This window comes from bacterium (assembly GCA_023145965.1).
Classification (GTDB): Bacteria; UBP14; UBA6098; order UBA6098; family UBA6098; genus UBA6098.
Genome location: JAGLDC010000009.1, coordinates 1 through 20,633, shown reverse-complemented (window position 1 = coordinate 20,633; position 20,633 = coordinate 1). Strand labels below are relative to the sequence as shown.

Genomic DNA, 20,633 nt, shown 5'->3' with positions numbered 1-20,633 from the left:
ATAACCTCAAATAATTATCCTGCGGCTTTTCCGGCCTTAATTTGAATCCTTTCGTTCTCGTAACGGATACCTTTACTCTTGTAAACATCGGGCTTTCTGAAACTGCGTAACTTAGCCGCTACTTGACCTACTAACTGCTTATCAAACCCAGAAACTTTAATATAGCCAGTAAGAAGCTGGCTCGGAGTTCCCACCGCGCTTACTTTACGCTTAGGTGTTTCTGCTTCAATAATCACACCCTCGGGCGGCTCAAAATATATCTGGTGACTGTGGCCTAATGAGAGCAGAATTCCTTTATTTCGCTGCTCCACCTTATAGCCAACTCCTATCACCTCGAGCTTCTTCACGAATCCCTCACTCACACCCACGATCATGTTGTCTATAAGCGATCGCGCAAGACCGTGCTGTTGTCTCGATGGAATTGTCTCATCTCTTCTTGTAACGATGATCTCGCTATCAAACAACTCAATGTCCAATCTTTCCGAAATATCCTGTTCGAGAACACCCTTAGGGCCATTAACTTTGACATGTTTGCCATTGATCTCGACCTTCACTGAAGAAGGGAATTTTATCGGTTTCTTTCCTATACGGCTCATAATAAACCCCTTACCATATATAACAGAGCACCTCGCCACCCACTCCAAGCATTCTAGCCTGTCTGTCGGTGAGGACACCCTTTGAGGTTGAAAGTATAGCCACACCAAGACCGTTTCTTACACGCGGAAGTTTGTCGAGACGGGCATAAACCCTCCTGCCAGGTTTACTGACACGCTTTATGCCTCTAACGACCGGCACGCCTTCATTGTAGCGAAGATAAACCCTTAATTCGGGACTAGGACCATCCGTAGGAAGAATCTTATATCCGCGAATGAATTTTTCTTCTGTTAGAATTCTGGCTATGTTATGTCTCATTTTACTCGAAGGCATATTCACGGTCTTTTTGCCGGCGGTAATGCCGTTCCGAACACGTGTCAACATATCGGAAATGGGATCTGTCATCATAATTGCATTCCTCCCTTTTCTACCAACTAGCCTTCGTTACCCCAGGGATATCACCCTTCAGGGCAAGTTCCCTAAAACATATTCTACATAGTCCGAAATCTCTTAAATAGCCTCTCGGCCTACCACAACGCTGACAACGGTTTACCGCCCTCGCGCTAAATTTCGGTTTCCTGTTCGCTTTGGCGATAAGGCTCTTTCTCGCCATGAAATCACCTCTTAAAATAACGGTTATTTTGACTTAAATGGGAATCCAAAGGCCTTTAAAAGGCCTAAGGCTTCCTCATCCGTTTTTGCTGTTGTAACGATCGTTATATTCATTCCCCGAATTTGATCGATTGAATCATAATTTATCTCAGGGAAAATAATCTGCTCTTCGATACCGAAAGTATAATTCCCTCTGCCATCAAAGGCATTAGGATTCATACCTCTAAAATCGCGGATTCTAGGTATCGAAATATTAATAAGTCTATCAAGAAAGTCGAACATCCTATCGCCCCTCAATGTCGAGGCAGCACCGATAGCCATCCCTTTGCGAAGCGCAAAATTTGAAACACTCTTCTTGGCTTTGCAAATTTTGGGTTTTTGACCTGTTATGATCGCGAGCTCCTTAATTGCTCCATCGAGAAGCTTCGCATTACGCGATGCTGTCCCGACGCCCATATTAACAACGATCTTCCTAAGTTTAGGAACCTCGTTAATATTAGCGTAATGGAAACCCTCCGCTAACTTGGAAACAACTTCTTGCTTATATAATTCTCTGTATCTGGATGCCATTTCGCACTCCTACGCGTCGATCATCTCGCGGCATTTACGGCAAAATCTTGCCTTGCTGCCGTCGTCGGTAAAATGTGTTCCAATGCGCGTCATTCCGCCACATTTAGGGCAGATAAGCATAACATTGGAAACACTAATAGGGGCTTCACGCTCTTGTATCCCGCCCTGATTGGTCTGTGACGTCGCTTTGGTGTGCCTTAAAATAAAATTCACACCTTCAATAACAAGCCTGCGCGTGCGTGGATAAACCTTAAGCACTTTGCCCTTTTTACCACGGGAATTACCCGCAATGACCTTAACTATATCGTTTTTCTTAATTCTAATTGGTGGCAGTTGGTTTTTTCTCATAATCTGCTCCGCTTATATTACTTCGGGTGCAAGAGATACTATTTTCATATAATTAAGCTCTCTAAGCTCCCTTGCTACCGGACCGAAAACTCTCGTTCCGCGAGGTTCGCCTTGATCGTTAACCAAAACCGCTGCGTTATCATCAAAACGAATATAGCTGCCGTCGCGACGACGCACTGCTTTCTTCGTCCTGACAACTACGGCCTTAGCAACTTCGCCCTTCTTCACAGCGGCTCCAGGAAGAGCCTCCTTAACTGTAATGGTAACCATATCACCGATTGTCGCGGTCTTAAGTTTCGAACCGTGAACCATACCGATAACCATAACCCTTTTTGCGCCAGAGTTATCGGCTACATTTAAAACTGAATTTCGCTGAACCATTTTATCCCTCCGCCGTAACTGCTCGTTCTAAGATAGCCGAGATGCGCCACCTTACAGTTTTTGATATGGGTCTCGACTCTATAACACGAACAAGGTCGCCGATTCTACAAGAGTTAGAATCATCATGCGCTTTAAGCGTTGAACGACGCCTTGTTACTTTACCAAAAAGCGGATGGCGCACAAGGTTTATAACCTCTACTTTAACCGTTTTTTCCATACGGTCCGAGGTCACATATCCTTCGCGAACCCTTGTCCTCTTTCTCATTCTATCCTCCAGTTATCTAAACAGGCGGTTTCTATACTATACTATCAGAAGCTAATAAAAAAACCCGCATAACGCGGGAGACACTGTATTATAAATAGTGCATCCCGAGGCTTTCTGTATGCGACATTCGGCCCGGGGACGAGTGTCGCTAAAGCAGTTATGAACTGCAAAGTATTAATTTGTCTAAGCTATCAACATTCCGCCATCAACCGGAATAACCGCTCCGGTAATATAATCGGATATTGAAGAAGCTAAGAAAAGAGCTGTTTCTGCGACATCACCAGGAGTCCCCGGTTCGCCGCTCAATAAAACCTTATTCAAAAAACCCTCGACAGCAGATACCGGAAGCTTCTCGGTCATCTCTGTCTTTATAAAGCCGGGGGCTATAGCGTTAACCCTTACCCCTCGTCCACCAAGCTCTTTAGCGAGCGTCTTTGTGAGTGCGATAAGACCCGCCTTCGAAGCAGAATAATTAGCTTGTCCAGCATTGCCCATTATACCCACAACACTCGACATATTAATAATCTTACCATAACGAGCTTTGATCATAAACTTAGCTGCTGCACGGCTCATCAGGAAAGGCCCTCTCAAGTTAACCTTCAGGACCTCATCAAAGCTTTCAGTCTTCATCCTGAGAACCAGTGCGTCGCGTGTTATTCCGGCATTATTTACAAGAATTTCCAAAGAACCAAATTTTTCTACGGCCTTACTAACAATCTCATTAGCACCATCATCGGAAGACACATCGGCCACCAAGGCAAGGGCGGATAATTCATTTGCGATAACCTTAATCGCAGGTGCATCCAAATCCGCAAGAACAAGATTAGCTCCCTCGGAAGCGTATCTCCTCGCGATAGCTTTTCCAATGCCATGTGCAGCACCGGTAATAATCGCTGTTTTGCCTTTTAAAACCATATAATTTTCAAATGGAGCCGATGGGAATCGAACCCACGGCCTCCAGAGTGCGATTCTGGCGCTCTCCCAATTGAGCTACGGCCCCGATTTTCATCCTTTTATAACTCCAGCTATTGGAAAATAGCGGTGATGTTGTCAATAAACGAGACCGGGCGTATCGACGCTGGCCAAGAACTTGCATATAATATATCTCCGCGCGAAACATGTCAAGGGGTTTTTTAAATATTTATTCTAAACTATCTTCTACTCCGATATTGTGAATAATGAATCTTTATCGATATTAGATTTATATTCTCACATTTTCTACATACAAATCATTAAGAACTAGAAACGAAGCAATCTGTCGGATTTCCCAAGTAGCCATTTCTCCTTGCAATTTCATCGAATTGCCATTATACAAAATAACAACTATAAATATTTTGGATAACACGAAAATTGGCTTGCCGTATTCTCTTATTACATTAGTTTATTTAATTACAGCAATAACAAGCGGTAAATACAAAAATTGGAGATCGATATGAAAGACTGGAGAGTTTCCGAAAAAGTAGCAAAAATGACTAAATCGGCTATTCACGAAATGACACGACTTTCCAAGGAATTGAAGGATGTGGCTTTTCTATCTTGGGCCAAACCGACTTCTGGAACACCTGAACATATTAAACGCGCCGCTGTGAAAGCCATCAATGAAGGATTGGTCGGTGGATACTCCACCGATCAAGGGCTTCCCGAACTCAGGGAAGAAATTGTTCGGAAGCTGAGTCGCGACAATAGCATAGCCGCAGATATCTCCGAAATTATAGTGACTACCGGTGCCATCGAGGGTCTAGCTGCAACCTGTATCGCCCTTCTAAACCCAGGTGACGAGGTAATTCTCCCCTCCCCCACTTACTCCACTCATGCTCGCCTGGTTCAGCTTGCATCCGCCAAACCGGTTTTCGTTCCAAGCCCAGAGGAAAAAGGTTTTTCTTTGGATATAGAATCTATCGAAAGGGCTATCACGCCTAAAACCAAAGCAATTATCTACTGTTCGCCTTCCAATCCCACGGGAGCGGTTTATTCCGAGGAAAGCCTCCGACGACTGGCTAAAATTGCCCTAAAACACAACCTTCTGGTGATCACTGACGAGGCCTACGAGTATTTCATTTACGACGAGGCCAAACACTTCTCGATTGGATCTATTCCTGAGATGAAAAAAAATGTGGTTAGCTGCTTTACCTTTACTAAAACCTATGCTATGACCGGCTGGAGACTAGGATATTTGCACGCCGAGGCCGAACTGGTAGCTCAGATTCGGAAGGCTCACATACCTATAACAATTTGCGCACCGGTGGTTTCTCAATATGCCGCAATTGCTGCTCTGAGCTGCTCTCAGAATTGCGTGGATGATTTCCGTGAGCATTACCTAAAAACACGCGATCTTATGTGCCAGAGATTGGACGCACTCGATTCGATCTTCGATTACTTTAAACCTCAAGGTTCCTATTTAATGTTTCCGCGCATTCTAGATCCAAAGGGGGCAGCCGATTCCACTGATTTCTGCTTGCGTCTTCTTCGTGAAGCAAGAGTCTCCACCACTCCCGGAATCGCCTTCGGCCCCACAGGAGAAGGGCATCTGCGTCTTTCATTCTGTGTTTCTGAAGAGATGATCAACAAGGGCTTCGACCAAATGGAAAAATACTTTTAGAATTGGATTTTCTATTGATGAACTAATGAGAAAAAATATATCTCACAATAAAATCTACTTTCAGTATGCCGAAAAATCCCATGCAAAATTAGGCGTTGTTCCTATATGTAGATTAGGCTTGAAATCTGCTTGTTAATCGATTAGCTTAATAATTGAATTTTAGAACGGAGGGAAATATGTTTTGGACAAAAAATAAAGAGGGGAAAAAAACAGGAACAACTCTAATAGGCATAAGTTGGGATGGCGATGCGGCTATCGGCACAGATTTCAACGAGGCCAAGGCCGATGGCAACCAGATCAGCCGGATCGAACAGGTTGGCAATATTCTTATAGGATTCACTGGCCCAACAAATCACATCGAGGGCTTCGATATAGCTAAATCGGCCATAGAAAGTGGTGCAAACATCGAAGACACAGCTGGCAAGATTGCCGATTTGTGGAAAACTAATAAAGACGTAAATGCATTCTTAGCTTTTCTTGATGGCGAAAGGTCTTTTGTTGCCGTTCCCGGCAAGGCAGAAGTCCAAAAAGCAGGTCTTGTGGCCCTCGGTCCCGGTGAGGAATATGCTCTCGCGGCTATTCGCGCCATTCTGGCTCAACCAGTTGTTCAAGAAAGCGCCTTCGAAATGGTTAAGAAAGCCTTTAACGTTGCCTCGGGTGTGTGTGTATTGGTCAATTCCGACGCGACAATAGTCAAACTCGAGAAACAAAGGGTATAACATGAAGAAAGAATCGTTCCATGGAACAACGATAATAGGGCTTTGTATCGGCGATAAAATAGCAATCGGCGGCGATGGTCAGGTTACACTTGGCGAGGAAATATTCAAAGGTGGCGCCAAGAAGGTTCGCAAAATCGATAATTATGATGTGCTCGTGGGCTTCGCGGGCGCGGCAGCCGATGGCCTCACGCTTCTCGATCGTTTCGAGGAAAAGCTCTCTGAATATTCAGGCAACGTTCCGCGCTCCGTTGTCGAATTGGCCAAAGATTGGCGCATGGATCGCTATCTTAGGAGGCTCGAAGCTATGCTTGTGGTTGTTTCAAAAACCGCCAACTATGTTCTATCTGGCAACGGAGATGTTATCGAACCCGATGATGGCATATGCGCAATCGGTTCAGGTGGCGGCTATGCCCTCGCTGTAGCTCGAGCCCTTACAACAGGCCATAATTCGCTAAAAAATCCAGAAGAGGTAGTCAAAAAAAGCCTGGAGATTGCCTCGGGCATTTGCATTTACACCAACAGCAACATTACAATATTAACACTGTAAAAAATAATGGATCGGAATAAATTGAAAACACTATTCACTCCCAAAGAAATCGTCGCTGAACTAGACCGCTTTATTATCGGGCAAGATGCCGCTAAAAAAAGCGTTGCCATAGCGCTTCGCAATCGTTGGCGCAGACAGATGGTCGAAGGCCCTCTCCGCAATGAGATAATCCCAGCAAATATACTCATGATTGGCCCCACCGGTGTAGGTAAAACAGAGATATCGCGAAGACTCGCCGCTCTTGCTGGCGCGCCGTTCATAAAGGTCGAAGCAAGCAAATTCACCGAAGTAGGCTATGTCGGTCGCGATGTCGAGTCTATGATTCGTGAGCTTGTGGATATCGCCATATCGCAAATCCGCGTCAAATTCGAGGATGAGGTTATCGATCACGCAAAGGAGTTAGTCGAAGAACGAATACTGGATATTATCACTCCAAAACGACCGAAAAAAAGAGGCGAAGTCGATGTTAAAACTGAGGAAGAACGCACAGAGCGAATTCGTAACAAACTTAAGGATCAACTCGAAAACGGTTTACTAGAAAACCGCCTCATTGATATAGAAGTCCCGGACACATCCATGCCAACAATCGAGATATTCTCGCCCATGGGCATGGAGGAAATGGGGGTCAATTTCTCCGAGATGTTCGATGGTATAATGCCCAAGAAAACTAAAAACAAAAAAGTTACTGTCGATAATGCGCGTAAACTGTTACTTGACAAAGAAATAAATAATTTAATAGATCATGACAAAGTAATAAATACTGCAGTCTCACATGTAGAGGAGATGGGCATTGTCTTCATCGATGAGATAGATAAAATTGCCATTAGAAGCTCCGGTGGTAGTGGCCCAGACATATCTCGTGAGGGAGTCCAGCGCGACCTTTTACCTGTTATCGAAGGTTGCAATGTCCAGACAAAATACGGCATGGTTAAAACAGACCACATTCTCTTCATTGCTGCCGGCGCGTTCCATGAATCCAGTCCTAGCGACCTCATCCCTGAAATGCAGGGACGCCTTCCAATACGCGTCGAGCTGGATTCCCTTACTGGCGAAGATTTCGTGCGCATACTTATAGAACCGGAGAATTCGCTCATCAAACAATACAAGGCCCTTATGGCTCCAGATGGTGTCGAACTTACCTTCACAGATGGCGCAATAAAGGAGATAGCCCGCATTGCCGACGATGTTAATTCGCGGACAGAAAATATCGGAGCAAGGCGCCTTCACACTGTAATGACCACCCTTCTCGAAGACATCATGTTCTTCGGGCGTGATTACGGTGGTTCCAAAGTGAAAATAAAGCTTGTCAATGTCCGCGCTACTCTTAAAAACATTGCCGAGGATGACGATCTGGCAAAATATATTTTATAGGTTAGCATATAGATTCGTGTTCGGATTTGGAATATAACTCTTTGTGATTTCCGGATTTTAGACCGTCTTCAGTTTTAAATGTGACTGACAAGCATCGAATTCTTCGGCTAAACTACGAGCCTGGTATCCATGGTTTAAATAAAATATCTATTCAGTAATGTGTGATCACTGCGCCTTGACATCGCCGACGATTTTTGTATTTTGTGTTCAATATGAAACGGCCTATCTTCATAGTTCTTATTATTCTCGCAGCCTCCACTTTGGGGCAGTATTATTTTGGCAAAAACAAGATTCAATATAGAGATTACGATTGGCAACGCCTTCGCACCGAGCATTTCGATATTTATTTTTTCGGTGCTGAGGAAGAACTTGCTCGCATTACAGCTTATGATGTAGAGGAATTTTGGGAAGATCATGTTGGGAATTTCCGTTTTGTGCCTCGCTCTAGAGTGCCAGTTATTATCTATCCAACACCCAACCTATTTCAAGAGACAAACACGATTTCCTGGATTCTCCCAGAAGGAGTCGGTGGATTCACGGAATACTATAAAGGTAGAGTTGTTCTACCTTTCAATGGGGACTACAACGATTTTCGACATACACTCAAGCACGAGCTGGTTCATGCCTTTATCTTGCATAAAAATACCTTTGTTCACGATGCCCACGAGCTTTTCTTTTTAAACTTCCTTCCGCTGTGGTTCGAGGAAGGCCTTGCCGAGTTCCTTTCAGAGGGGACTTCTCCTGAGATGGATATGGTTATTCGCTCTGGTGCTTTAGAGGAAAGCCTTGTCTCTCTCGAAAACATATACTCTATCTCCGGTTCTTTTTTGATGTATAAAGAAGCACAGAGCTTTCTCAACTGGCTTGGAAAGGAGTATGGTTCAGCACGCATTCCCCTCGTTATAGATGACATACACGATTTCAAGTATTTCGACGAGCTTTTCGAAGCACATTTTGGAATATCGCTTGAAAAAGCAGGCCAGCAATGGATGGACGCCATTCATGACAAGTATTGGCCAATGACAATAGAGGGTGACCTCCCTCATAGGATCGGAAAACCCATTACCCGCAAGCACGAGGGAATAAACCTTTCTCCATTGGCAGTGCAATCGCTCGAGGATTCAATCCCTTGCATTCTTATGCAGTCCACTCGAATGAACTATCCCGCGATTTACTGTAAACGCGGCGAAAAATCGGAATTAGTTATTCGCGGTGGTTTCAATGAGAAAATCGAGGATATGCACTTATTCGATAACTCATTTTCGGTTTCGCAAAACGGCGTTCTTGCGATGAGCGCCAAGGCTCAGGGTGGCGATGTCCTAACCTTCATCGAGTTAAAAAACAGCGAAATTCTTTTTCGTAAAAAATTCGACTCTATCCCCGGTATAAATAGCCCACAGTTGGACTCTAGCGCACATAGAGTTACTTTTTCTGGCACAAATATGAAAGGATTCACTGATATTTATTTATTCTTCGTAGAAGAAGATTCGCTAATTCGGTTAACTGAAGATATTTATGGTGACTTCAACCCTGTCTTCTGGAATGAGTATATTATTTTCGACAGCGACCGAAATACTATAGGAGAAAAATCCATCTGCAAAATACCTTCTTGTGGTGGAAAGATTGAATTCCTTTCTGGCCTAGGCGGCAATAACTATCAGCCCTCGCCAATGTCAGATGGATCTATCCTGATGTCCTCCAGCCACAACAAAGGAATTCAAAACATCTGGCACTTTGTTCCAGATTCATTGACGGTCTCCCGAAGAACGAATATCCTTACAGGCTTTTTTGAACCGACCGAATACCATAAAGATAGCATTCTCACGACAGTTTATTCTAAGAATACATACCAGATCATGGCCATTCCATTCGATAGCATATTCGAGACTATCGAAGTTGAATGGAAACCATGGACCAAGCAATGGAAACCACGCCAACTAGCCAAAACAACCGCACGCGATAAAATCGGCTACGACACTAAATTTTCATTCGACATAGCTCAGGGAACAATCTCGACAAGCACATCGATGGAGTCCGGTGGCGGAATCGAGGGAATGTTCTCTGATATGCTTGGGGACAAGCAGTTATATTTCATGGTTTACGATCAAGGGCATTCTTTAAAGGATTTATTGGAAAACCTCAATATTGTTACGATTTTCTACGACGAATCCGACCGTCCGATATTGGGCTTCGGAGCTTATCACTATTATAATGAAGGATTCAACATCTACGACTGGAGTTTTTCTGAAGAAAACACTGGAATCCTTGGAAGCATCTCCTATCCCTTCAACCGTTTTATGCGCGCCGATGCCACAGCATACCTTGAATACTCAAAGAAAACCCATTTCTTCGAAGTTGAACCCGATCGAGAAGGCGCTTACTCGACCTTGAATCTTTCGCTTATCCGCGACAACGCCCACTGGGGCATCACAGGCCCATTAGAGGGATTTCGAGGGAACACTACAGTCGGTGCAACTCTGCGCCTAAATAACGGTGAGATATCCAGCCACCTTGCCAGCGCCGATCTTCGGTATTACCTACGCCTTACAAAGCGCTCAGCGCTTGCAACGCGCCTTGTAGGACGAACCTCCGGTGGTCCCGAACCGCAAAGATTCTGGATGGGTGGCACCTGGGATTTCCGCGGATACCCATTCTACAGTTTTTATGGCCGTAATCTCGTTTTTGCAAGCACCGAACTTCGTTTTCCGCTTATCGAGCAGTTCCGCATGCGCTTCCCATTCTTAGATATCAATCTTCGTGGTATCAACGGCGCAATATTCTTAGATCTCGGCCAGACATGGGAGAATGAATGGCTTGAACCCCTCGGTAGCACTGGAATCGGCCTTAAAATGAACCTAGGCAACATCACCTGTCTTCGCTTCGATGTCGCATGGCGCACCGATTTCCACGAGGGCTTGGAAAAACCCTATTATGACATTTTCTTCGGCTGGGATTTTTAACGATAATTCGTTCTATAAATCGAACAGCATGAAATCCCATTAACGAGAGGCCGCGCCGAAAACGGGGGTTTCTAAGTTAAAGGCTGGAGTAGCAGAAACTCTCCCCCACAAGATTATACTATTTCAGGAATATTATTCTTTTCACTGCGGTTTGCCCTTCCGGTCGCTGCGCGAAGTCGAAGCTCGCGCGGATGAGATAGACGCCGGAACCTTCTTCGCCGTGCGTTCCTCTTCGTAACTCTTGTATTTGCTGCTCATAAAACCTCCGGTGTTTATTTGTCTCACGGCCCTAAAACCAATGTCGTGTCCAATTTCGATAACACCCAATATCCGTTTCCCGGATAAAGACGGTTGGTTTCGTAATAAACACCGGTTGCGGAATCAAATCCGTAATAATGGCCAATATCTGTGGAAAAAATTGGATGCCCACATGTTCCGATTAGATTCCACCCCGATTGTAGATAAAGCGTGGAATCGTCAAATTCAAATAAATACTCGTATGCGCCGATATCAAAACCGCTTCCGTTTGACCGAGGGTTTCCCTCGATATCAACAGTAGGTGCGTAAAAAGTGTCTGCACCCACAACGAAAATTTTTATCCTTGAATATATGTCATCGTTAACGTCGTCGTATCCGTTTTCTATTACGCAGAAACAAAGACTGCACACGCCAGCGGCATGAAAAAGTCTTATACCGTGGTGTCCGCCGGTTATACTATCCACTAAGTCTGTATAATAGGGAATATAATAAAAAATAAGAGTATCTTCCGCCGTAAATATAATCGAGTCCGTCGCCGTCCCTATCACCTTCAAAACCGCGTTGCTATCGACGCAGAATTTATAGTGCCCCTGGAATATGACTTCCACGCCGGGGCCGATGCGCAGGCTATCTCCGTTAGGCACGCAGACCGAGTCGGTTCCGAGATACGGCGATCCGGTCGAATCCCAGACACCGGAAACCGCGCCGGAGACATAAGTTTGCGCGAGGGCGGCGGAAATTGCCGCGAATAAGATTACAACAATAATTGTGCTTCTCATAATTCCCTCCATCTTGGTTTCTTTTTAATTTAATCGACCGACTCACTCGATGCAAATAAAAAAAGGCGACCGCTGCCGCCCTTTTCTTTAACGCCGTCATTGCGAGGCTGCCAGTCCGTGAGACCGAAGACCGTGGCAAATATCCGCACATTATTAATCTTAACCGATTCTTAACCGCGATTTAATATTCACTGAAGAATTAAGAATATTATACACGCGATGCTTTATGGCTAAATGGACACTTGGAATAATCGCGACCTTTTCGCTACTTCTGCTCGTGGCAATCACGGCTCTGCTTTTCTATGGGGCATTCCCGTTTTTCACGCAGTATTCGCTATTCGATTTTCTTACCGGCCGCTATTGGCGCCCCGTGGCCGAAACGCCGATGTTCGGGCTTTTGCCTCTGCTATGGGGCTCGCTCATGGTAACATTCATTGCGATGCTTTTCGCCCTGCCACTCGGGATTTCTACCGCGCTTTATTTCAACGGCGTGGCATCGGCGCGCGTCCGCGAAATAATGAAGCCGATTATCGAGCTTTTTGGAAGCGTGCCATCGGTGGTCTATGGCCTTTTCGGACTTGTGATCCTCGCGCCGTTCGCGCAGAAAGCGCTAAGCCTGCCGGTGGGGCAATGCGCGCTGGTCGCGGGTACGGCGCTGGGGCTTATGGTGATCCCGACAGTCGTGAGCGTCTCTGAGGATGCACTTTCCGCGGTGCCGAGGGCTTTGATTGAGGCTTCACACGCGCTCGGCGCGACGAGATGGGAGACTTTGATGCGCGTGGTTTTGCCTGCAGCGAAAAGTGGGATAATCGCGAGTATCCTACTCGGCCTCGGGAGGGCTATCGGCGAGACAATGACTGTCCTCATGGTCGCCGGCGGCGCCGCGCAGTTGACCGCCTCACCGCTAAAACCGGTCAGGCCGATAACTTTAACAATCGCCGCGGAGATGGGCGAGACTCCGGTGGGAAGTATCCACTACCATTCGCTTTTCGCGATAGGCGTGGTTCTTTTTGCCATTACATTAATTATCAACATCATAGCGAACAAATATGCTAAATCTTCGACCGATAGATAGACTCAGAATCCAGAAAGAGGGCTTCGCGCTATTCAGAATAGCCGCGCTGGTGATTGTCCTTGCGCTCGCCGCTCTGCTATTTTTCTTGCTCAAGCGAGGACTGCCGGCGCTTTCGTGGGAGTTCATTTCACAGCCTCCACGAAAGGGTATGACCGAAGGCGGCGTGTTTCCGGCGATAATCGGGACACTACTTCTCGGGTCGGGGGCAATGCTTTCCGCACTTCCGATCGGCGTTTTGACTGCGGTTTATCTCACCGAGTTCTCGCGCCCGGGGCACTTTGTTTCGTTGATAAGAATCGGAGTAAATACGCTTGCAGGTATGCCCTCGATAGTCTTCGGGCTTTTCGGGTTCGCGTTTTTCTGCAAAGTGCTCAATTTCGGCGTTTCGGTGCTTTCCGGCGCGTTGACACTCGGCGTGATGTCCCTTCCGATAATCATCTCCGTTTCGGAGGAATCGCTTAAAACGGTGCCAATTTCGTTTCGCGAGGCCGCGTTGTCATTGGGTGCAACGCGTTGGAAGACCACATGGAAAATCGTGCTCCCAAATGCTATAGGCGGGATAATCACCGGCGCAATCCTCGCGATGGGGCGCGCTATCGGTGAGACCGCGCCGATCATGTTCACCGCCGCGACATTTTACACGAGGCGTCTTCCGAAATCGCCCTTCGACGAAGTAATGGCGCTTCCATATCACATCTACGGACTTGTAACCGAAGGGATAAATCCCCAAAAGCAACTGCCTATCGCCTTCGGGTCGGCGTTGTTGTTAATGCTAATTGTTCTGCTTTTGAGCAGCTTTGGGATTTACTGGAGATATAAAATTAGAAAAAGGAGAGCCTGGTGACAACCGGCGGTTTAATAGAAATCGACAAATTTAACCTCGCGTATTCCGGTGTGCCGGCCGTTAAAAATGTCAGCCTGCACTTCCCGGAAAACACAATCACCGCGATAATGGGACCTTCCGGTTGCGGAAAATCGACGCTTCTTAGATCGATCAACCGCATGAACGATCTGATCGCGGGGGTGAAAACAAACGGGCATATCCTGTTCGACGGTGAGAATATCTACGACCAATCGACGGACATTTACCGTCTTCGTAGGCGAATAGGAATGGTCTTCCAAAAGCCTAATCCTTTTCCGATGACGGTTTTCGAGAATGTTTCGTTCGGCATAAGAATCCACAAATTGGCCAAAGGCAAAGAGCTATCGGACAGGGTCGAGCAAGCGCTTAGGGATGTCGACCTTTTCGATGAGGTCTCCGAGAGACTGAACAAAAACGCGATGGACCTCTCCGGCGGCCAGCAGCAAAGGCTTTGCATAGCGCGTGCGCTTGCAGCGCAGCCGGAGGTTCTCCTTCTCGACGAACCGACATCGGCTCTCGATCCCATTTCGGCGGATAAGATCGAAAATCTCCTTCAGGAGTTTGTAGGGAAACTAACCGTGATAATCGTCACGCACAATGTCGCGCAGGCGGCGCGAGTGGCGGAGTATTCCGGTTTTATGATGCTCGGCGAGATGATCGATTTCGGCTTGACTAAAGATATTTTTACAAAACCGAAGAACGAGTTGACCGAGTGCTATTTGAACGGCTAATTTGGGTAGGTGGTAATATGATAGAACAAACGCTTTTAGAACTTCAACGCGAATTCACAAAACAGGCCGGGCGTGTCGAGGAAATGGTGAAGAAATCGATCCGTGTTTTGGTCGATAGGGACGCCGCACTTGCGCGCGAGGTGCTCGATATAGACGAGCCTAAATGCAATCATGCAGAAATCGAGATCGAGGCGAAGGCGGTCGAGATTATCGCTCTTTTTGCGCCGAAAGCCGGCAACATGAGAAGGGTGATATCGTTAATAAAGGCCAACAAGGACCTCGAGCGTATCGGCGATCAGGCGGTCAACATAACGCAGAATGCGCTATATTTGATAAGCAGACCGCCTGTAAAACCGCTTATTGATATTCCGCGCATGGCGAATATCGTTTGCTCGATGATAGCCAATTCGTTGAATGCTTTCACCGAGAATAACCCGGACTTAGCCCACAAGGTTCTTCTTCAGGACGACCTCGTCGACGACCTGAACGACCAGATAACACGCGAGCTTCTGACTTATATGGCCTCTGACACCTCGACTATCGAGCGAAGCATGAGGCTTATTTATGTCTCTAAAAACCTCGAGAGAATCGGCGATGAGGCTACCAATTTGGCGGAAGAATTTATATATTGTATGACAGGCGACGATGTTCGTCATCACGAGAACGAAGGGCTTTAAGATGAAAAAAATAGCCGTAGTCGAAGACGAAAACGATGTTCGAAAACTTCTAAATCTGCACCTCACGCGTGAGGGTTGGCAGGTGGAGGCTTTCTCTAGCGGAGTCGATTTTCTCGATATTGTTTCTAAAGACAAATTCGATTTACTTCTACTGGATTTAATGATCCCCGGACTCGACGGCCTCGAGATCTGTAAGATTCTCCGCTCGAACTCCGATACCAAAGCTCTGCCGATTATAATGGTGACAGCAAAAGGCAGCGAAGCCGATATCGTCCTCGGTCTCGAACTCGGCGCCGACGACTATGTTTCAAAGCCTTTTTCCATACGTGAGCTTATAGCGAGAGTGAAAAGCGTTCTTCGGAGGATAAACCCCGGCGAAGAAACGAAAACTTTTAGATCCGGCTCAATCGAGCTCTCGCCCGATAAGTTCGAGCTGAAGGTCGATGGAGTGCCTGTCAATCTGACCGCAACGGAGTTTAAAATCCTCGAAATACTCGTGAAAAACAAAGGCAGGGTGCTAACCCGCGCACGCATTCTCGACTATCTCGGCGAAGACCGCCAGTTCGTTATAGATAGAACTATCGATGTCCATATACTCAACCTTCGGAGGAAGCTTCAGGCCGCAGGTGATGTTATAGAGACCATTAGGTCGATAGGCTATAGACTTCGGAAATGCGAAGAAGATTAGGTGATATGTTAGACTTAAAGAAAAGCATCATAAATCGATATTTCGGTTTGGTGATATTCGTCATGGTGCTGGCGGTAACTATTTCCGTATTCATTTCAATTGACAGTGCATTCAAGCTTTTCTCCAAGGAAACGCAACAAACCCTTTTCCGCGAAGCGCGCCTTCTCTCGGAGTTGTTGCCGGATTCCATTTCCATAGAAGTCGTCGATTCGATTTTAACACACTACCACTTCGACCCAAAAATAAGATTTACATTTATCGACAAAACTGGAAGGGTAATGGTCGATACAGATGAAAATCCCGCTATGATGGATAACCACGCGGGTCGCCCGGAGATTATAACCGCTTTCTCCGAAGGCGAAGGCTCTACTATCCGCTTCAGCGCAACACTCAAAGAACACCTCGTCTATTCTGCATTGAGAGTGAGTGATTCTCTTGTTATAAGGGCAAGCAAGCCCGTCAGTTCGGTTCTCGACTTCAAAAACAAACATGTGCGCGAGGTCATCCCGCTAATGTTCGGGCTGATCATCGTCGGCGTTATCATCACTGTTCTCTCGAAATCGGCAATAGTTAAGAAGATTTCGGAAATATCGAAAACGGCAAAGCAGATATCTAAAGGCGATTTTTCGGTGCGCCTTGAGGAAAGCGGAAATAGCGAGTTCAACCAGCTCGAAAAGGCTGTCAACCAGATGGCAGGCGAGATCGAGAGTTCCTTCGCGACGTTAAAGGCCCAGGAAGACGAGATGTCCCTTATTCTGGACAGCCTTCGTGACGGCATTATCCTAATTAAAAATGGGAATATCACGGCAATGAATAATTCCGCTGAGAGAGTATTAAAAATCAAGTGCGAAAACATCATCGGTAACGACGCTCTCTCGACGATAAGAACCCCGGAGATAATCGGCCTCATAGAAAAGCAATCCGGGAAACCGGTAGAATTCGATCTCGACGACACCCGCGTCGAGGCCGCCGCTTTCCCCTCCTTGCGCGGCGATTCGCTAATTATAGTCGTTAGAGATATAACCGAGCAATTCAGGATACGCAAAATAAAAGCCGATTTTGTAGCCAATGTTTCGCATGAACTTAAAACCCCACTTACTTTAATAAAAGGCTATACTGAAACCCTCAAAAGCGAATCCCTCGACGATGAGCAGAAGAAATATATCGATATAACCGAAAGACATACAAACCGAATGATAGCTATAGTCGAGGACCTTCTCACTTTAACTAAAGTCGAAAGCTCCGCTGTGCCGTTGACAACATTTATCTATCTTCCAGATATGATAGATATTATTGTGCCCATGTTTTCTAAGATAGCTCAAAAAGCGAAAGTGACCATCTCGATAGACTTTGCCGAAGACATCCCTGAAATACAAGGCGACCCGAGTCTGATCGAGATAGCTATCAGCAACCTTATAGATAACGCCGTCAAATACAACAAAGAAGGCGGCGAGGTTAAAATAGAATGCTATCGCGTGGGCGAAGGCGTTGCCGTTGCAGTCGAGGACACAGGCATAGGCATTCCCTTCGCCGAAACCGACAAGGTTTTCGAGCGTTTTTACACTGTCGATAAAGCGCACTCTCACAAACTCGGAGGCACCGGCCTCGGGCTATCGATTGTGAAAAATATCGTCAATCTGCACGACGGAGTCGTCCGCGTCGATACCCTGAAAACCGAGGGATGCAGGTTCGAGATGGTCTTCCCAATAAAACCAATTTCTTAATCCTATCTTCATTTTTCCTCAATAATGCTTTAACACTCCGCAAATATACTTTGCGCGTTTGAAGAAGCTAAAAGAATATAAAACAAGAGGAGGACGAATGAAAAGGCTTCTAATGTTAATGCTGGTTGCGGTGGTAGCGTTTTCCGCGAATGAGCCAGGGCAAAGCCAAATCGAGGGAAAAACCTGGTTTCGCATGAACTTGGAGAGATACGACAGCGAAACCGAGGCGATGGGATTCGAGGTCGCGCGCGGTTATTTTGCATTTGGCCATCAATTTACATCGGCGATCTCGGGGAAATTCAACATCGATATTTATTCGAGCGATAAATCCGCCGATGCCAACGGTGCCGGGCTTAAAATAAAGGGTGCCTACCTCGAATATTCGGGAGTATTCAAGGATGCGAGCCTTCAAGTCGGTGTCATTAAAAACTATTTTGGGACTATCTACGATTGGAGTTATCTCTCGATAGAAAAAGCCCCCGAGGACCTTAACGGTGTCACCGCTTCCGCAGACGCCGGAGTCGCGCTTGCCGGCTTTATTCCCGCCGGTTTCGGCGAGTATCAGATCGGCATCTACAACGGCGAGGGATACAAGAAATACCTCAACAATATCGACATCAACCCCGCTTTTGTCGCGAATGTGCGCTTTATCCCCATTACCGGCATTACCTTGGCCGGTTCGGTTCACTATTCCCAGTTCGAGGTCGCCACAGATACACTCGGCGGCACGGAAAATAAAAGCGATATGAAGATCACCGGTGTCCTTCGCGGGGCTTACGGCCCGGTCGAGTTGTGGGGCGAATATCTTATGCGCAAGAAGGACGAGACACAAAGCTCAGGCATCATGATTATGCCGGTCGTATCGCTCGGCGGGCGGTTTCAGCTTCTCGGACGCTACGACATGTGGGACCCGAACACTGATACCGACGACGACGGTTATAGCCTTATGGCATTCGGCGTAAACTACTTCTTGACCAAGAACGACCAGAGCACCCAACTTCAGGTCAACTGGCAGAGAACCACACCGGAGTTGGCGGACTCCGAGCCTACGGATAATATCTGTGTCCAGCTCAGGTGGGAATTTAAAAGCAACCCGTTTTAGGAAATAGCTTATAAAGGAGAAAAAATGATGAAATTATTCAAAGTCGCAGTAATACTGATTTTAACAGCCGGTTTCGTTTTCGCCAGTGGCGACCAAATCGTCTTGACCGGATCGACAACCGTCCTGCCAATAGCGCAAGCCTGCGCCGAGGCCTTTATGGACATCAATCCCAAGATCGATGTGACAGTGCGTGGCGGTGGTTCCGGCGTCGGCATAGCCGCTATTATCGATGGCACATGCGACATCGCGAATTCATCCCGCGACATCAAAACCAAAGAGATCACCACCGCCAAGGGCAAGGGCGTCAATCCGACAGATCATATTGTCGCATGGGACGGGATCGCCATAGTGATTCACCCCAATCTTACAATCAAAGGGATCACTATCGAGCGACTCCGCGATATTTATACCGGCAAAATCTCAAACTGGAAGGCACTCGGCGGCCCTAACAAGAATATAATCGTCGTCTCGCGCGATGTTTCCTCCGGCACTTTCGAGGTGTTCAAGGAAAAGGTGCTCGAGGGCGGCTCTGTCCGCGACGATGCCCTCAAGCTGGCCTCGAATCAAGCGGTTAGCACAACAATATCGACTACGCCGTTCTCGATAGGCTATATCGGCTTGGGCTATCTCAACAATAAGGTCAAAGCCATTCAGGTCAACGGCATAGACGCGACAGCGGCCAGTGCGAAAAGCGGGACATATCCTATCGTCCGTTCGCTTCACATGTTCACCAACGGCGAGGCCAAAGGCATTGCCAAGCAATATATCGATTTCGTTTTGTCGTCGAAGGGACAGGAAATAGTCACTGAGATGGGCTTTATTTCGATTAAATAACGAAGTAATATCTCGTAATAAAAACTCTCCGTGCCAATCCCTGGAGAGTTTTTTATTTTAGGAAATTTAATATGAAAAAAGATAAAATCACCAAAAAAAAGAGCGACCTGAGCCGCCCCTTTTCTCTTATCCCCGATATGTTCAGTTCTTATTTCGATTCCAGCGCTTCGATACGCGCGCGTAGTTCTGCAATCTCGGCATCCTTCTCGGCTCGAAGTTGCTCGATTTGCGCCTGCTGTTCCTGCATGGCCTCTATGAGAATGGCGGTCAAGGGGATATAATCAATACCTTTATACTCGACAGGCGCATGATTTTTCTCATCACCGGGGTGAACGCCGTGCTTAACCAATTCGGGGAAAACCTCCTCCAACTCCTGGGCAATTAGACCGTACTCGGCACCATCACTGAACCCCATGAAATCGTATCCCTGAGTTCTCATCTCGAAGGTTTTCGGTTGGAGCAGAAGAACCTTTTCGAGGATGCCCTCCATCGGTCTGATGTTTTTCTTGAACTTTCTATCCGAAACATCGGTCCAGGAACCTGTGTAAGCTCCGTCACCATTACAATATACGCCGTAGTCCGTGCCTCCGTTTGCGTAACCATAAACGCCGTAGTTCGTGGTTCCACCGTATGCGTGACCCAATACACCATAGTTTGTTCCGCTTCCGCCGTCAACATAGCCCGTCACGCCATAATAGTCACGGTCACTAGTCGCGTACACTGCACCTGCAACGCCTTGCCAACCGCCCTTGAAGTATCCACCAATGCCATAGTTGTCCGTGTTGGCGCATTCACCATAGACAGCCGCAGGGTTTGATGCAGTGCCATCATAAAGATTTTTAAAGTAGCCAACGGCATGACCGGCGCTGGCACTACCGCTTTCGGTTCCTGTAACATGAAGTTTATGTTCGGGGCTTGTCGTTCCGATACCGACATT

At 46.7% G+C, this 20,633-nt stretch carries 23 protein-coding genes and 1 tRNA gene; 13 read left to right on the top strand and 11 right to left on the bottom strand.

The window, feature by feature from the left end; translation table 11 throughout:
• Positions 1 to 14: 14 nt before the first annotated feature.
• The 9 genes from rplF to KAH81_01110 form a co-directional block, all read right to left on the bottom strand.
• Positions 15 to 596 carry a 50S ribosomal protein L6 gene (rplF, locus tag KAH81_01150; protein MCK5832255.1) on the bottom strand — a complete coding sequence of 194 codons (582 nt, stop codon included), beginning with the start codon at positions 594 to 596 and terminating at the stop codon, positions 15 to 17.
• 10 nt (positions 597 to 606) lie between these two features.
• Positions 607 to 1,005 (bottom strand): 30S ribosomal protein S8, encoded by a 399-nt coding sequence (rpsH, locus tag KAH81_01145; GenBank protein ID MCK5832254.1) that lies wholly within the window; start codon positions 1,003 to 1,005, stop codon positions 607 to 609.
• A gap of 16 nt (positions 1,006 to 1,021) precedes the next feature.
• Complete coding sequence (locus tag KAH81_01140) at positions 1,022 to 1,207, bottom strand: type Z 30S ribosomal protein S14 (protein MCK5832253.1); 186 nt, start codon at positions 1,205 to 1,207, stop codon at positions 1,022 to 1,024.
• Between the two features lie 23 nt (positions 1,208 to 1,230).
• The gene (gene rplE / locus KAH81_01135) at positions 1,231 to 1,776 is read right to left on the bottom strand and encodes a 50S ribosomal protein L5 (protein MCK5832252.1); all 546 of its coding nucleotides are present in this window, start codon (positions 1,774 to 1,776) and stop codon (positions 1,231 to 1,233) included.
• Between the two features lie 9 nt (positions 1,777 to 1,785).
• Positions 1,786 to 2,100: a 50S ribosomal protein L24 gene (gene rplX / locus KAH81_01130; protein ID MCK5832251.1), complete on the bottom strand. Its 315-nt coding sequence runs from the start codon at positions 2,098 to 2,100 to the stop codon at positions 1,786 to 1,788.
• A gap of 36 nt (positions 2,101 to 2,136) precedes the next feature.
• Positions 2,137 to 2,505 carry a 50S ribosomal protein L14 gene (gene rplN / locus KAH81_01125; protein MCK5832250.1) on the bottom strand — a complete coding sequence of 123 codons (369 nt, stop codon included), beginning with the start codon at positions 2,503 to 2,505 and terminating at the stop codon, positions 2,137 to 2,139.
• Between the two features lies 1 nt (position 2,506).
• The gene (gene rpsQ, locus KAH81_01120; GenBank protein ID MCK5832249.1) at positions 2,507 to 2,770 is read right to left on the bottom strand and encodes a 30S ribosomal protein S17; all 264 of its coding nucleotides are present in this window, start codon (positions 2,768 to 2,770) and stop codon (positions 2,507 to 2,509) included.
• A gap of 183 nt (positions 2,771 to 2,953) precedes the next feature.
• A complete protein-coding gene (locus KAH81_01115; protein ID MCK5832248.1) occupies positions 2,954 to 3,685 on the bottom strand; it encodes an SDR family oxidoreductase in 732 nt (243 codons plus the stop codon).
• Between the two features lie 12 nt (positions 3,686 to 3,697).
• A tRNA-Ala gene (locus tag KAH81_01110) sits at positions 3,698 to 3,770 on the bottom strand.
• Between the two features lie 432 nt (positions 3,771 to 4,202).
• On the opposite strand from KAH81_01110, the gene KAH81_01105 reads away from it, so the two are divergent.
• The 5 genes from KAH81_01105 (at position 4,203) to KAH81_01085 (ending at position 10,966) form a co-directional block, all read left to right on the top strand.
• Positions 4,203 to 5,369 (top strand): pyridoxal phosphate-dependent aminotransferase, encoded by a 1,167-nt coding sequence (locus KAH81_01105; GenBank protein MCK5832247.1) that lies wholly within the window; start codon positions 4,203 to 4,205, stop codon positions 5,367 to 5,369.
• Positions 5,370 to 5,545: 176 nt separating this feature from the next.
• Positions 5,546 to 6,088 (top strand): hypothetical protein, encoded by a 543-nt coding sequence (locus tag KAH81_01100; GenBank protein ID MCK5832246.1) that lies wholly within the window; start codon positions 5,546 to 5,548, stop codon positions 6,086 to 6,088.
• A 1-nt stretch (position 6,089) separates the two neighbouring features.
• On the top strand, positions 6,090 to 6,635 hold the full coding sequence (gene hslV, locus KAH81_01095; protein ID MCK5832245.1) for an ATP-dependent protease subunit HslV: 546 nt from the start codon (positions 6,090 to 6,092) through the stop codon (positions 6,633 to 6,635).
• A 6-nt stretch (positions 6,636 to 6,641) separates the two neighbouring features.
• Positions 6,642 to 8,006: an ATP-dependent protease ATPase subunit HslU gene (hslU, locus tag KAH81_01090; protein MCK5832244.1), complete on the top strand. Its 1,365-nt coding sequence runs from the start codon at positions 6,642 to 6,644 to the stop codon at positions 8,004 to 8,006.
• Positions 8,007 to 8,218: 212 nt separating this feature from the next.
• Complete coding sequence (locus KAH81_01085) at positions 8,219 to 10,966, top strand: hypothetical protein (GenBank protein ID MCK5832243.1); 2,748 nt, start codon at positions 8,219 to 8,221, stop codon at positions 10,964 to 10,966.
• A gap of 281 nt (positions 10,967 to 11,247) precedes the next feature.
• Here the strand turns inward: KAH81_01085 and KAH81_01080 are convergent, their stop codons facing one another.
• Positions 11,248 to 12,003, bottom strand: coding sequence for a hypothetical protein (locus tag KAH81_01080; protein MCK5832242.1), 756 nt, complete (start codon positions 12,001 to 12,003; stop codon positions 11,248 to 11,250).
• A 226-nt stretch (positions 12,004 to 12,229) separates the two neighbouring features.
• Here KAH81_01080 and pstC point away from each other — a divergent pair, with 226 nt between their 5' ends.
• From pstC to KAH81_01040, 8 genes are all read left to right on the top strand, one after another.
• Entirely contained in the window at positions 12,230 to 13,078 is an 849-nt protein-coding gene (pstC, locus tag KAH81_01075) for a phosphate ABC transporter permease subunit PstC (protein ID MCK5832241.1), read from the top strand.
• Positions 13,053 to 13,922, top strand: coding sequence for a phosphate ABC transporter permease PstA (pstA, locus tag KAH81_01070; GenBank protein MCK5832240.1), 870 nt, complete (start codon positions 13,053 to 13,055; stop codon positions 13,920 to 13,922). Before pstC ends, pstA begins: the two co-directional genes overlap by 26 nt.
• 14 nt (positions 13,923 to 13,936) lie before the next feature.
• Positions 13,937 to 14,671: a phosphate ABC transporter ATP-binding protein gene (gene pstB, locus KAH81_01065; GenBank protein MCK5832239.1), complete on the top strand. Its 735-nt coding sequence runs from the start codon at positions 13,937 to 13,939 to the stop codon at positions 14,669 to 14,671.
• 17 nt (positions 14,672 to 14,688) lie between these two features.
• Positions 14,689 to 15,348 carry a phosphate signaling complex protein PhoU gene (phoU, locus tag KAH81_01060; GenBank protein ID MCK5832238.1) on the top strand — a complete coding sequence of 220 codons (660 nt, stop codon included), beginning with the start codon at positions 14,689 to 14,691 and terminating at the stop codon, positions 15,346 to 15,348.
• A 1-nt stretch (position 15,349) separates the two neighbouring features.
• On the top strand, positions 15,350 to 16,036 hold the full coding sequence (locus KAH81_01055) for a response regulator transcription factor (GenBank protein ID MCK5832237.1): 687 nt from the start codon (positions 15,350 to 15,352) through the stop codon (positions 16,034 to 16,036).
• Entirely contained in the window at positions 16,021 to 17,760 is a 1,740-nt protein-coding gene (locus tag KAH81_01050; GenBank protein ID MCK5832236.1) for a HAMP domain-containing protein, read from the top strand. Before KAH81_01055 ends, KAH81_01050 begins: the two co-directional genes overlap by 16 nt.
• A 97-nt stretch (positions 17,761 to 17,857) precedes the next feature.
• A complete protein-coding gene (locus KAH81_01045; protein MCK5832235.1) occupies positions 17,858 to 18,862 on the top strand; it encodes a hypothetical protein in 1,005 nt (334 codons plus the stop codon).
• Between the two features lie 24 nt (positions 18,863 to 18,886).
• Positions 18,887 to 19,696, top strand: coding sequence for a phosphate ABC transporter substrate-binding protein (locus KAH81_01040; protein ID MCK5832234.1), 810 nt, complete (start codon positions 18,887 to 18,889; stop codon positions 19,694 to 19,696).
• Positions 19,697 to 19,844: 148 nt separating this feature from the next.
• On the opposite strand, the gene KAH81_01035 is transcribed toward KAH81_01040, so the two are convergent.
• Positions 19,845 to 20,633, bottom strand: a 789-nt coding sequence (locus KAH81_01035; GenBank protein ID MCK5832233.1) for a tail fiber domain-containing protein, incomplete at its 5' end; no start/stop codon positions are given.